Raw genomic sequence first — 13,627 nt, forward strand, 5'->3', positions numbered from 1 at the left:
TTCGGGTTGGAGGACTTAACAGAATGAACAGAATGAAGAAAAGATGGCCGGTATTTTTTTTGTGCCTGCTGGCAGTGCTGTGTTTTAGTGCTCTGGCCGGCGGAAAGGAAACACAGGCGGCCGCGCAGAAAAAAGGTACCGTGACGGCCAGCAGCCTGTATGTACGGAAGGGCCCCGGCAAAGATTACGATATTATGAAAAATAACGGGGACGATATTTCCCTGAAAAAGGGGACGACCTGTACGATTGTCAAGGCGGAAAAGGATAACTGGTATCAGGTATCCTTCAAATTAAACAGTGCAACGATTAAGGGTTATGTCCTGGGAGACTATTTGAAGATCACATCGGAAAACAGCTCATCCAGCAGCAGTTCCGCCAGCAGCAGTAAAACGAACCCATTTAAGATTCCCGGGAAGGTTACGGCGGATACCCTGAATGTGAGAAAGAGCGCGGGCACTTCGGGAGCGCAGCTGATGGTGGATGATGCCAAAGTTCAGCTGAAGAAGAACACGAAGGTAACGGTGCTCAATACGAAGAAATCAGGCGGGCAGATCTGGTACTATGTTTCATTTACATATAATAAAGCTACAAAAAAAGGTTATGTATTAAGTGATTATGTGGCCCTTACACTAAGTTCATCCGTAAAAGCGGAGGTCGACAGTTCTAAGGCTGTGAAAATACGGACTGGTGCCGGCTCAGGGAAATCCTACCTGAAAGTGAGCGGCAAGGAAGTCTCCTTAAAAGATGGAACTGCGCTGACGATACTGAAGGAAAGCACCGTCAAGGAAGTTAAGTGGTTTTACGTATCCTTTAAGGTGAGCAGCAAAACTTACAAGGGCTATATTGAGGCCAGCAAGGTTGCTTTTAAGAAATCGACAACTGTAGACAAGGGCGATGAAAATGAAAAGGAAGAGCCAAAGGATGTAAAAGGCCGGACCGGCAAGACGACGACCGATAAGCTGAATGTGAGAACCGGCGCTGGTACTGATTTTGGCCTGCTTACCTATAAATCGGCAAAGGTTCAGCTGCCCAAGGGCACCAAGGTGGAGATCGAAGGTTCGAAAAAGGTTGGTTCAGTAACCTGGTATGAAGTGACCTTTACTTATCAAAAGACGGAAATGACCGGCTTTATATCCGGAGAATATGTAAAACTCGATCCGGTAAAAGAAGATCCGGATAAAAAAGATGATCCGGATGAGAAAGACGATCCAGATGAGAAGGAAGATCCGGACGAGAAAGATGATCCGGATGATAAGGAAGATCCGGCTAAACCGGAAGTTCCCATGACAGATGCCCAGTTTGAAGCATATATGACGGAACAGAGATTCCCGGACAGCTATAAACCGGCACTGAGACTATTACATACCAAACATCCCACCTGGGTATTTAAGGCGTACCATACTGGGCTGGACTGGAATTCAGCAATCCTGAATCAGACAACTCCGGGGAAAAACCTGGTCACAAATACCAAGCCCATTTCCTACAAATCGTTTGATACAGGCTGTTACAATTTCGCGACGGATGAGTTTACCGTTTACGATGGGACTGCCTGGGTAACAGCATCCAAACTTGCGGTGGAATACTACATGGACCCGCGCAACTGGATCAGCGACGATTATGTTTATATGTTTGAGACGCTTTCCTATGACAGCAAGACGCAGACCCAGGCCGGAGTGGAAGCAATCTTAAGAAACACACCGTTTTATCAGAAAACGTATTCTTATACGGAGGGGTATCTCCCGCCGAATGCCACGGCTGCCCAGATTGCAGCCAGCACGGTGACCAAGACATACAGCCAGACAATTATGGAAGCGGCACAGTATTCAGGCGTCAGTCCTTATCATCTGGCAGCCCGGATCAAGCAGGAAGTAGTGACCGGAACCACCACAGTTTCCGCTTCGGTGACCGGAACCTATGCAGGCTACGAAGGGTATTATAATTTCTATAATATCGGGGCGAATAACAGTGCCAGCGGAAGCGCGGTGAAGAAGGGCCTGGAATTTGCCAAGACCGGAAGTACAAATACTTCCACGAATGCTTCTTACATGATTCCATGGGACAACCCATATAAGTCCATTGTGGGCGGAGCTTATTATATCGGTTCCAACTATATTGCAAGAGGACAGGATACGGTTTATCTGCAGAAATTCAACGTGACGGACCGCTCTACCTATTCTCACCAGTATATGGCCAATGTGGAGGCTCCTTATGCAGAGTCTGTGAAGACGAAAGCGGCTTATTCCGTGATGGATGAGACTGCGCTGGTATTCTCCATCCCGGTATTTGACAACATGCCGGCTATCACCAGCCCGGCTCCGATTGGTATTCTGCATCCGAACAACTGGCTTCAGAGCCTGGAGGTAACAGGATACACCCTCTCCCCCACTTTTACAATCCGAGGGGAGGAAGGACTGGTATATACGGTTGAAGTACCTTACTATGTGAACTCTGTCAATGTGAAAGCCGTACCGGTATCTTCACTGGCAACGGTGATGGGCACCGGGACGAAGACGCTGAACGCGGGTTCTAATATGGTCAATATTACCTGTATTGCCCAGGATGGCACGATGCGTTATTATCCGGTGAATATTATACGGAGGAATTATTAAACTGCATGCGGAATTGAGTTAAAGAGCAAGAGATATATAAGACATAAAAGAGGACGGCAATTTTGCTGTCCTCTTTTTAACATTGATTGTAACCGCCCCTTAAACAGACCAGAAGCCCTGCGGGGGTACGCAAGGCTTCTTTTTTTCTTATGCTATAAGAAGGTCAATCAAGATGGAAAAAAACTCTTTGTGACAGGAGAGGAGGGGTTCTTGAATTTACTTAGCTCCGGCCATGCCGGGTAAATATTTTAAGTGGGGTTTTATATGTGGCTCCTGTCACTATCTAAAGTATACTAGGGAAACGTGAACAGACTGTGTCCGAAATCTGAAAAAATTCTTATAGATTTACTAAAACGGCATTAAGAAGATTCTGGTAAGGAAAGAACCAGGACAGTCCTGGCAGAAAGTCAAACAAAGGTAGGAAATGATTGATAATATAAATGAGAAATCATAGAAAATACATGGAAGATATCTGTCGGATATGATAAAATAAAACCGGAATGCTGTAATGAAATACAGACAATGCGGAAATGAACGGAGGGATTGTATGAGGATTGAGCATGTTGCAATTAATACGAAAGACCTGGAGGGAATGAGAAACTTTTACGAGACGTATTTTGAAGGCGTTTCCAATAAGAAATACAGAAATCCGGCAACAGGACTGGAAACCTATTTTATTACATTTCAGGACGGCGCCAGGCTGGAACTGATGTGGAGACCGGAGTTAAAGGAAAATGAGAATGAATATCCGTGTACCGGGCTTACCCATCTGGCTTTTCAGGCAGGCACCAGGGAGGATGTGGACCGTCTGACGGAACGGCTTGTGAAAGAGGGGTATCCTCTCTATTCTGCTCCGCGTGTGACCGGGGATGGTTACTATGAGAGCTGTATCGGCGATCCGGACGGCAATCGTCTGGAGATTACGGAGGGTTAATCAGGGGAAAGAAGCAGATGGATCAACACGGAAATATAGTACTTGCCCGGTGTGGGAAGCTGCTATATAATAATCCATATAGGACGTATGTATTAAAAATATCTCTCAATTCTTTAACTGCATGGTATTGTAGTTAATGGAATTAGGCAACTAAGAATGTTAAAAAATTAACAAATAGAGATTAAGAAGGAGGCTGCTACAATGGCAGAGAAAAAACAGGCAATACCTACCCCTCAGGAGGAAGTAGATGCACTGGTTGCGAAAGCCCAGGAAGCACTGAAGGAGTTTATGGAGCTGGATCAGGAGACCATCGATAATATCGTACACGAGATGGCTCTGGCAGGTCTGGCAAAACAGGAAGAGCTGGCAAAGATGGCTGTGGAAGAAACAGGCCGCGGTATCTATGAGGACAAGATCACCAAGAATATTTTCGCGACAGAGTATATCTGGCATTCTATTAAATATCAGAAGACCGTCGGCATTATTGAGGATAATGAAGAAGAGGACTATATGCTGGTTGCAGAGCCGATCGGCGTTGTAGCAGGTGTTACTCCGGTAACTAACCCTACCTCAACAACTTTGTTCAAAAGTATAACCTGCGTAAAGACAAGAAACCCGATTATCTTCGGTTTCCATCCAAACGCTCAGCAGTGTTCCATGGCGGCTGCGAAAGCGGTTCTGAACGCAGCGGTAAAAGCAGGGGCTCCTGCAAACTGTATTCAGTGGATTGAGCATCCTTCTATTGAAGCAACCAACATCCTGATGAATCATCCAGGGGTATCCATGATTCTGGCTACCGGCGGACCGGGCATGGTAAAAGCAGCTTATTCCTGCGGTAAACCGGCACTTGGCGTAGGTCCTGGTAACGTACCTTGCTTTATTGAGAAGACTGCAAAATTGAAAAGATCTGTAAACGATCTGGTGCTTTCCAAATCTTTTGATAATGGTATGATCTGTGCTTCTGAGCAGGCTGCGATCATTGAAGCATCTGTTTATAAAGAAGTAATTGACCTGATGAAAAAAGCAGGATGTTACTTTGCAACGAAAGAAGAAATTAAGAAGCTGGAGCCGGTTGTTATCAATCTGGAGAAAATGGCAGTTAATCCTGCAATTGTAGGACAGCCTGCATACAAGATTGCTGAGATGGCAGGGATTACGATTCCGGAAGATACCAAGATCCTGTGCGTTGAGCTGGACGGCGTAGGAGCAAAATATCCGCTCTCCAAGGAAAAACTGTCACCGGTACTGGCTGTTGTTAAGGCAAAGGATGTAGAAGACGGTATGAGACTCTGCGAGGAGATGCTGGCTAACGGCGGTATGGGTCATTCTTCCGTAATCCATTCTACAGATGAAAAGGTAATTGAAGAGTTCTCCAACCGCATGAAGACAGGACGTATCCTGGTTAACTCCCCGTCCACTCACGGCGGTATCGGCGATCTGTATAACTCCAACATGCCTTCTCTTACTCTGGGCTGCGGCTCTTACGGCGGCAACTCTACAACACATAACGTATCTGCTGTCGACCTGGTGAATGTAAAACGTGTTGCAAAGAGGAGAGTAAACATGCAGTGGTTTAAAATACCGAACAAGATTTATTTTGAGCCGGGTGCCATAAGCTATCTGAGCAAAATGCCTGGAATTACCAAAGCATTTATCGTTACAGATCCTTCTATGACACAGCTGGGCTATGTAAATAAAGTTTTATATCAGCTGAGAAACCGTGAAGAGTATGTTCACTGTGAGATTTTCGATCAGGTAGAGCCGGACCCGTCACTGGAGACCATCATGAAGGGTGTTGACTCCATGAATAAATTCCAGCCTGACGTCATCATCGCGCTGGGCGGCGGTTCCGCGATTGATGCGGCAAAGGGTATGTGGCTGTTCTACGAGAATCCGGATGCGGACTTTAAGAACATGTCCCTGAAATTCCTGGATATCCGTAAGAGAACTTATAAATTCCCGCCTCTGGGCAAGAAAGCAAAACTGGTTGCTATCCCGACCACATCCGGTACCGGCTCCGAGGTAACTTCCTTCGCTATCATTTCCGATAAGAAGGAAAACAAGAAATATCCGCTGGCAGACTATGAATTAACACCTGATGTTGCGATCGTAGATGCAGACTTTGTTATGACCGTGCCGAAGAAATCCACGGCTTGGACCGGTATGGACGTTCTGACTCATGCATATGAGGCTTATGTTTCCATCCTGGCATCTGATTATACAGACGCTCTTGCGGTTCATGCGATTGAGATGGTATTTACCTACCTGTTCCGTTCCTTCGACAATGGTGCTGCAGATCCGGAAGCACGTGAGAAGATGCACAATGCTTCTACTATGGCCGGTATGGCATTTACCAATGCATTCCTGGGAATCTGCCACTCTATGGCTCATAAACTGGGCGGCGAGTATCATATTCCGCACGGCTGTGCAAATGCAATCCTGCTTCCTCACGTAATTCGTTACAATGGCGTGTCTAATCCGACCAAGTTTACATCCTGGCCGAAATATGAGAACTACATTGTAGGCGATAAGATTTTTGCCCTGATGAAGAAACTGGGCTTCAATCCGAAGAGCAATGACGATGCAGTTGAACTGTTTGCAAGCAAAGTAGAGCAGATGAATGCATATATGGGTATTCCTGCAACTCTGAAAGAGTACGGCCTGGACGAGAAGGAATTTGTTGCTAAGATTCCGGAACTGGCAAGCCTGGCATTTGGTGATCAGTGTACAACCGCGAATCCGCGTCTGCCGCTGGTAAAAGAATTAGAGGAGTTATACCGCATTGCTTACTTCGGCAAAGGAGAAAAATAAGGAATGATAATCACAATCTGTATCGGAAGTTCCTGCCATGTTAAGGGCTCGAGAAAAATCGTGGAACAGATGGGTGAATTGATTAAAACCCACAATCTGGATAAAAAGATTGAACTGAATGGATCCTTCTGTATGGGAGAATGTGTAAAAGGGGTATGTGTGAAAGTAGACGGAGAGCTATTTTCACTCTCCCCTGACAATACGGAACAGTTTTTTAACGATGTTATCTTAGGTCGATTATAGGAAGTGGCTGGGATGAATGTAATTGGTTTTAAAGGCGCAAAGTGCAAAAATTGTTACAAATGCGTACGGGTTTGTGAGGTTAAGGCGATCTGTGTCAAGGATGAACAGGCACAGATCATACATGAAAAATGTATTTACTGCGGGCATTGTCTAGAGGCATGCCCGCAGAATGCTAAAACCTACATCAGTGATCTGGACCGGGTAAAACAGTACATAAAGGACGGAGAGAAGGTAGTGATTTCTCTGGCTCCCTCCTACAAGGGGGTACTGAAGTTTGACAAGCCCGGACAGGTAATTACCGCCCTGCTTAAGCTGGGCTTTTTCCAGGTGAGAGAGACGGCGGAGGGCGCTGTTTATGTGTCCAGAGAGTACGAAAGGCTGATGGCGGAGGGAGAGATGGATAATATTATTACCACCTGCTGCCCCAGCGCCAATAAATTAGTGGAGATTTACTATCCGGATCTGGTGCCGTACATGGCCCCGGTAGTTTCTCCGATGATTGCCCACGGAAGACTGTTGAAAAAAGAGATGGGCAGCGATATTAAGGTGGTCTTTTTGGGCCCCTGTATTTCCAAGAAAAGTGAGGCGGAAAGCGATCCCAGAACCAGGGGCGCTGTGGATGCCGTTATTAATTTTACAGAGTTAGAGCAGTGGATGTCCGAGGAAGGCATTGCGTTTGCCGACCTGGAGGAGACACCGTTCCACAACCCGAATCCCAGGGTAAACCGTTTATATCCGGTAACCGGAGGGATTCTGACATCCGTAATGACAGAAAGAAAGTTTGAGAATTACCGCAAGTTTTATGTGCACGGCATTGAGAACTGTATTGAGCTTCTGCGCAGCATGCAGAGGGGAGAGGTTCACGGCTGCTTTATCGAGATTAATGTGTGCAACGGCGGCTGTATCAAGGGGCCGGCGGTAAACTATAACGCGGACGGATTTTCAAGATTTAAGATAAAATTAGATATGCAGGAATCCATACCGGCTGATCCTGTTACAAAGGAAGAATATCCGGAACAGGAGCCTGAAATTTTTGCCAAGCCATTTATGAACCTGGCTCCGGAGGAAAAGTTCCCGTCTGAGCAGCAGATTCGGGAGATTCTGGCGAAGACCGGAAAACTGGATAAGAAGGATGAATTAAACTGCGGCGCATGCGGCTATTCCAGCTGCCGGGAGAAGGCAATTGCCGTATTCCAGGGGAAGGCCGAGCTGACGATGTGTATCCCCTATATGCATGAAAAGGCCCAGTCCATGGCCAACACGGTTCTGGACACCACGCCGAACGTGATTATCGTTGCGGACGCGGAGATGCGTATCGTGGAGTTTTCTCATGCGGCCGAGATCATGTTCCATAAGACCAGGCAGCAGGCCATGGAAATGTTCCTGTTTGAATTTATTGACCCGGCCGACTTTGAACATGTGCTTCAGACCCATGAAAATATTCATGGCAAGAAGGTCACTTATGACGAGCTTGGCAAGACAACGCTGCAGAATATTATTTATATTGAAAAGTCCAACTGCGTGATGGGTACCTTCCAGGATGTTACCATGGAGGAGGAGAAAGCGCAGCAGTCCTATAAACTAAAGGTGGACACCATCGAGATGGCTCAGAATGTTATTGACAAGCAGATGAAGGTGGCACAGGAAATTGCCGGATTGCTGGGAGAGACGACCGCGGAGACCAAGGTTACGCTTACACAGCTGCGGGATATGATTCTGTTTGAAGGAGACGTTGAAAGTGAGTGAATGGATGAATGTCAGTGTGGATGCTTCCTACAAAAGCCTGAACAAACATCATGAGGAACTTTGCGGTGATAAGGTGGAGATGCTGAAAACCGAGGACTCCGACATCCTGATTCTGGCCGACGGTATGGGGAGCGGGGTTAAGGCCAACATTCTGGCTACCCTTACTTCCAAGATTCTGGGAACCATGGTCTATAACGGCGCCACTATTGACGAATGTGTGGAGACGATTGTGAAGACGCTTCCGGTTTGCCAGGTGCGCCAGGTCGCCTACTCCACGTTCAGTATATTGCAGATTTTCCATAACGGAGACGCCTATCTGACGGAATTTGACAACCCTTCCTGCATCTTTATCCGGGATCACAAGCTGATTGACATTCCCTATGAGACCAGAATGATTGAGGGGAAGGAGATCAAGGAATTCCGCTTTAAGGTGAAACTAGGCGATGTGTTTATCCTGATGAGCGACGGGGTTATCCATGCGGGCGTGGGAGATTTGCTGAACTTCGGCTGGCTCTGGGATGATGTTTCCAAGTATGCTCTTTCCTTTGTGGACCGGGCCTCCTCTTCTCAGCGTATGGCGGCGACTCTCTGCCAGGCCTGTGATGACCTCTATAACCACAGCCCGGGAGATGACACCACGGTAGCTGTGGCCAAGGTGATTGACCGGGAAGTTTTAAATCTGATGACCGGACCGCCGTTAAACAAGGAAGATGACGTGAGAATGATGGGTGCGTTCATGAAACAGAGCGGCCTGCATGTGGTCTGCGGAGGAACCAGCGCAAACATAGCCGCCCGCTATTTGAATAAGGAGATCAGAACTTCCCTGAACTACGCCGATCCCAGTATTCCGCCGATTGCAACAATCGAGGGGCTGGATCTGGTGACGGAAGGCGTACTGACGCTGAGCCGGGCGCTGACCCTGCTGCAGCAGTTTTCGGAAAACAGCGTGGACGAATCCTTTTATGATGAGCTGGATAAGCAAAACGGCGGTTCCATGCTTGCCAAACTTCTGCTGGAAGAGTGCACCGATGTAAACATGTTTGTGGGAAAGGTCTTGAATCCTGCCCATCAGAATCCGGACCTTCCGTTTGACATCAGTATCCGGATGAATATTGTAGGGAAGATAAAAAACATTTTAGATAAATTAGGGAAAAAAGTTACAGTCACCTACTACTAAGGAGGCTGCGGGGAGGATATCATGTTAGAGAAGAATGCAACGATTGGGAGTATAAAACACGAGGTTTTGTACGAAGTGGCAAAGCTGGCCTTTGCCGAGACGTTGGCAGAGAAAGAAGACACGATACCGTACGATATTATTCCGGGTCCCCATGCACAGTTCCGCTGCTGTATCTACAGAGAGCGGGAAATTATCCGGGAGAGAGTGAGGCTTGCCCAGGGGAAGCCGCCTCATGGAGCGAAAGATAATAAGAATATCGTCCAGGTCATTACGTCCGCCTGTGAGGGCTGCCCGATTACCCGTTTTGTTGTTACCGATAACTGTCAGAAGTGTATGAGTAAAAAATGCCAGCAGGCGTGTAATTTCCAGGCAATCACCATGCTCCGGGACCGGGCGCACATTGACCCTAACATGTGTAAGGAATGCGGGAAATGCGCCAATGCCTGCCCGTATAACGCGATTGCAGACCTGATGAGGCCGTGTAAGAGAAGCTGTCCGGTGGACGCAATCTCCATGGATGAAAACAATCTGGTTGTAATTGACGAGGAAAAATGTATTCAGTGCGGCGCCTGCATTAAGGACTGCCCGTTCGGCGCTATTTCCGACCGGTCTTTCATGGTGGATGTCATCAACCTGATTAAATCGGGTGCGGAAGTATACGCCATGGTAGCGCCTGCCGGGGAGGGACAGTTCGGCAGTCATGTTTCCATGGGAGCTCTGGCAGCGGCGATCCGTGAGATGGGCTTTAAGGACATGTATGAAGTCGCGCTGGGTGCAGATTTCACGGCGGCAAGCGAAGCGGCGGAATGGGCGGAGGCATATGCGGAAGGCAAGAAGATGACTACATCCTGCTGTCCTGCATTTGTCACGATGATACGCAAGCATTTCCCTCAGCTGCTGGAAAATATGTCGACTACTGTTTCCCCGATGGAGGCGACGGCTAAACTGATCAAACAGCTTCATCCGGATGCCCTGACTGTATTTATCGGGCCCTGTATCGCCAAGAAGGGCGAGGTTCTGGATAATATCGCGGAGGGCGGAGCGGATTATGCCCTGACCTTTGAAGAGTTAAACGCTATGTTCCAGGCATACGGAGTGGAGCCTTCAAGCTTCGGAGAGAATCTGCAGCAGGGCAGTATTTATGGAAAGCGTTTCGGCAATGCCGGCGGCGTAACCAAGGCTGTGCTGGTGGCTCTGGAGGAAATGGAAGAGACGACCGATATCAAAGTCAGAGGCTGCAATGGAGCCAGAGAGTGCAAGAAGGCGCTGATGCTGCTTAAGGTCGGCAGGCTGCCGGAAGACTTTATTGAAGGCATGGCCTGTGAGGGCGGCTGCGTGAACGGGCCGGGATCGATTAAACAGGCTCAGGAAGCGCTGCGGGATCGGGAAGCGCTCTTAGCCAAAGCGGATAACCGGAAGGTGACGGAAGTCGTGAAGAAATACGACGGTTACGAAGTGAAGATGCACAGAGGGCACTAGAAGGACAATGAAGAAGTAAAAATGAATAATGAGTGAGTGAGAAGGCCGCATGCTGAACATACAGCAGGCGGCCTTTTTGATGAAGTTATTCTATGGTTCGTGCCAGATCCTGGTAGAAACCGGGATAGGAGATGTTAACACATTCGGCCCCGGCAATCTCAGTTTCACCGGAGGCTGCCAGGGCAGCTACGGCAAAGGTCATGGCAATCCGATGGTCCATCCGGCTGTCGATGACAGCGCCGTGCAGCTCTCTGCCTCCGTTTATGATCATGCCGTCCTCTGTAGCGGAGACATCGGCTCCCATCAGCCGCAGGTTATTCACCATAACATCGATCCGGTTGGATTCTTTTACTTTTAATTCCTGGGCATCCCGGATAATGGTACGGCCTTTGGCGAAACAGGCAAGTACGGCAAGTACGGGAAGTTCGTCAATAAGAGTCGGAATCAGGCTTCCCCCAATCGTGGTGCCGGTGAGTTCCGTAGAGCGGACCAGCAGATCGGCAGAGGGTTCCCCGGTTCCTTCTCTGCGGTTTTGCAATGTAATATCGGCGCCCATCTGCGCACATACCTTCAGTATGCCGTCCCGGGTCGGATTGATTCCAACGTTCTTAATCAACAGTTCGCTGCCGGGTACAATCAGAGCGGCAGCGATGAAATAGGCCGCGGAAGAGATATCTCCCGGCACTGCAACCTCCCGTCCGGTCAGGCCCGATACGGGGGAGACAGATGCAGTGGTGCCGACGGTACGAACCGATACGCCAAAATACTGCAGCATCAATTCTGTGTGATTCCTGGAGAGGAAGGGCTCTGTTACCGAAGTTTCCCCCCGGGCATACAGCCCGGCCAGAAGGATGGCTGACTTTACCTGAGCGGAGGCTACGGGTGAATCATAGCGGATTCCCTTCAGCGGTCCTCCCTGTATTTTCAGCGGCGCACAGCCGCTTCCATTTAAGCTTACAATATCAGCCCCCATCATGGACAAGGGCTTGATGATACGTCCCATCGGCCGTTTCTGGATTGACTCGTCACCGTTTAGCACGCTGGTAAAATTCTGGGCAGCGAGAATACCGGAGATCAGCCGGGTGGTCGTCCCGCTGTTTCCTACATCCAGCACGGAAGACGGGGCAGTGAGGCCGTGGAGGCCTTTGCCGCGGATCAGCACGGTGCCGCCGTCATTGTCAATGGTAATACCCATCTGACGGAAACATTCTATAGTAGAAAGACAATCCGCCCCCTGCAAAAAGTTGGTGATCCGGGTTTCACCCTCCGCCAGGGCCCCAAGCATGATGGCCCGGTGGGAGATGGATTTGTCGCCCGGAACCGTTATTTCTCCATTTAAATGGTTTGCATGTCTCATTCGCATTTCGATCTTATCCTGCCGGCAGCCTGTCTGCCGTCCTTTCTCGTTACATAGGAAAGTTCTCCTGACGTTCCTATGTAATAAAAATATTCTATGCGCAATTGCGTATGCCCACTTTGTTCTCAAGTGTCAGTGTTCATAGATCGTGTAGTAGTGATTCTTTAATAACCCTGCCGTTTTTATCATGGACTGCTCATCGTATAGTTCAATGCGCAGAACTCCGTCGGCAAATTCTCTGTTGTGAATGATGCCAATATTTTTGATGCTGATGGCATTGGCTGCCATCATAGATGCGATCATGGCAATGGCGCCGGTCTCATCCGGTATATCGACATACAGATCATAAACACGCCCAAACAGCCCCTGAGAATGGCTGGGAATGGAATCCCGGTAGTCTCTGGAACGGGAAAAGGTCTGGTAGATATCTTCCTTCCTGCCATCGTGAAGCATTTCCTTGAACTCGTTTAAGGAGGCGGTGTAGCGGTCCAGAAAATCCAGAATGCTTTCCTGGTTGGTCATGCAGATGCTTTCCCACATCTCCGGAGAGGAGGAGGCAATCCTGGTGATGTCCTTAAAGCCTCCGGCAGCCAGAGATTTCATCAGTTCCCGGCTGTCATCGGAATCATGTACCATATTTACCAGCGCAGCGGCGATGATGTGGGGGACATGACTGATGGCGGCTGTTATATTATCGTGTTCCCGGCTGTCCAGTATGACGGGGATTGCCCCCATATCTTTTACCAGCCGGCTCATAAGGGCGGTATAATTTTCTGGCGTCCTAGGGGTGGGAGTAAGTATATAGTAGGCATTTTCCAGCAGACGGCGGGAAGCGTGGTCATAACCCGTTTTCTCCGAACCGGCCATAGGGTGGCCTCCGATAAACTGCCCGTCCATATCCAGCCGGAGAACCGCCTGATGGATACTTCCCTTTACGCTGCCCACGTCGGTGATCAGGCAGGTGGGCTTTACAACCGGTTTTAATTTCTCAAGATAAGCCATATTGGCTGACACCGGAGCACACAGAAAAATGATATCACATCTGGACAAATCTTTTATATCATGACAGATTCCGGTCAGTGTCCCTTCCTCCATTGCTTTGGCCAGATACCGGGCACTGTGCTCATTGTATTGATAAGCCAGAATCTCACACCCGGGATGGCACACCCTTAAACTTTTGGCGATGGAGCCGCCGATCAGGCCCAGACCGATAAAGCCGATCACCTGTATGGATTCTGTATTTTTAAAATCAGGTACGCTTGTTTCCATTT

General features: G+C 48.5%; 9 protein-coding genes. 7 read left to right on the plus strand and 2 right to left on the minus strand.

Going from position 1 to position 13,627, the window contains the following annotated elements; all coding sequences use genetic code 11:
* The first annotated feature begins 23 nt into the window (after positions 1-23).
* The 7 genes from ABCW47_RS02455 to ABCW47_RS02485 all read left to right on the plus strand — a co-directional run bounded on the left by ABCW47_RS02455 (position 24) and on the right by ABCW47_RS02485 (position 10,999).
* On the plus strand, positions 24-2,609 hold the full coding sequence (locus tag ABCW47_RS02455; protein ID WP_343208281.1) for a hypothetical protein: 2,586 nt from the start codon (positions 24-26) through the stop codon (positions 2,607-2,609).
* A 547-nt stretch (positions 2,610-3,156) separates the two neighbouring features.
* A complete protein-coding gene (locus ABCW47_RS02460; protein ID WP_343208282.1) occupies positions 3,157-3,543 on the plus strand; it encodes a VOC family protein in 387 nt (128 codons plus the stop codon).
* A 201-nt stretch (positions 3,544-3,744) separates the two neighbouring features.
* Positions 3,745-6,354 carry a bifunctional acetaldehyde-CoA/alcohol dehydrogenase gene (adhE, locus tag ABCW47_RS02465; RefSeq protein WP_343208283.1) on the plus strand — a complete coding sequence of 870 codons (2,610 nt, stop codon included), beginning with the start codon at positions 3,745-3,747 and terminating at the stop codon, positions 6,352-6,354.
* A 3-nt stretch (positions 6,355-6,357) separates the two neighbouring features.
* Complete coding sequence (locus ABCW47_RS02470; RefSeq protein ID WP_343208284.1) at positions 6,358-6,597, plus strand: (2Fe-2S) ferredoxin domain-containing protein; 240 nt, start codon at positions 6,358-6,360, stop codon at positions 6,595-6,597.
* Between the two features lie 12 nt (positions 6,598-6,609).
* A complete protein-coding gene (locus ABCW47_RS02475) occupies positions 6,610-8,343 on the plus strand; it encodes a [Fe-Fe] hydrogenase large subunit C-terminal domain-containing protein (RefSeq protein ID WP_343208285.1) in 1,734 nt (577 codons plus the stop codon).
* A 4-nt stretch (positions 8,344-8,347) separates the two neighbouring features.
* The gene (locus ABCW47_RS02480; RefSeq protein WP_343209571.1) at positions 8,348-9,520 is read left to right on the plus strand and encodes a SpoIIE family protein phosphatase; all 1,173 of its coding nucleotides are present in this window, start codon (positions 8,348-8,350) and stop codon (positions 9,518-9,520) included.
* A 21-nt stretch (positions 9,521-9,541) separates the two neighbouring features.
* Positions 9,542-10,999, plus strand: a complete 1,458-nt coding sequence (locus ABCW47_RS02485) for a 4Fe-4S dicluster domain-containing protein (protein WP_343208286.1) — start codon at positions 9,542-9,544, stop codon at positions 10,997-10,999.
* 85 nt (positions 11,000-11,084) lie between these two features.
* Here the strand turns inward: ABCW47_RS02485 and aroA are convergent, their stop codons facing one another.
* Both aroA and ABCW47_RS02495 read right to left on the minus strand, forming a co-directional pair.
* Positions 11,085-12,362, minus strand: a complete 1,278-nt coding sequence (gene aroA / locus ABCW47_RS02490; RefSeq protein WP_343208287.1) for a 3-phosphoshikimate 1-carboxyvinyltransferase — start codon at positions 12,360-12,362, stop codon at positions 11,085-11,087.
* A 126-nt stretch (positions 12,363-12,488) separates the two neighbouring features.
* Positions 12,489-13,625: a prephenate dehydrogenase/arogenate dehydrogenase family protein gene (locus tag ABCW47_RS02495; protein ID WP_343208288.1), complete on the minus strand. Its 1,137-nt coding sequence runs from the start codon at positions 13,623-13,625 to the stop codon at positions 12,489-12,491.
* Positions 13,626-13,627: the final 2 nt, after the last annotated feature.

Origin of the sequence: Anaerolentibacter hominis (assembly GCF_032380675.1) — a bacterium.
Classification (GTDB): domain Bacteria; phylum Bacillota; class Clostridia; order Lachnospirales; family Lachnospiraceae; genus Anaerolentibacter; species Anaerolentibacter hominis.

Bases quoted from the DNA above. Each gene is read 5' to 3' on its own strand.
- ABCW47_RS02470 (WP_343208284.1), top strand. From the start codon at position 6,358: ATGATAATCACAATCTGTATCGGAAGTTCCTGCCATGTTAAGGGCTCG.
- ABCW47_RS02480 (WP_343209571.1), top strand. From the start codon at position 8,348: ATGAATGTCAGTGTGGATGCTTCCTACAAAAGCCTGAACAAACATCAT.
- ABCW47_RS02495 (WP_343208288.1), bottom strand. From the start codon at position 13,625: ATGGAAACAAGCGTACCTGATTTTAAAAATACAGAATCCATACAGGTG.
- ABCW47_RS02475 (WP_343208285.1), top strand. From the start codon at position 6,610: ATGAATGTAATTGGTTTTAAAGGCGCAAAGTGCAAAAATTGTTACAAA.
- adhE (WP_343208283.1), top strand. From the start codon at position 3,745: ATGGCAGAGAAAAAACAGGCAATACCTACCCCTCAGGAGGAAGTAGAT.
- ABCW47_RS02460 (WP_343208282.1), top strand. From the start codon at position 3,157: ATGAGGATTGAGCATGTTGCAATTAATACGAAAGACCTGGAGGGAATG.
- ABCW47_RS02455 (WP_343208281.1), top strand. From the start codon at position 24: ATGAACAGAATGAAGAAAAGATGGCCGGTATTTTTTTTGTGCCTGCTG.
- ABCW47_RS02485 (WP_343208286.1), top strand. From the start codon at position 9,542: ATGTTAGAGAAGAATGCAACGATTGGGAGTATAAAACACGAGGTTTTG.
- aroA (WP_343208287.1), bottom strand. From the start codon at position 12,362: ATGCGAATGAGACATGCAAACCATTTAAATGGAGAAATAACGGTTCCG.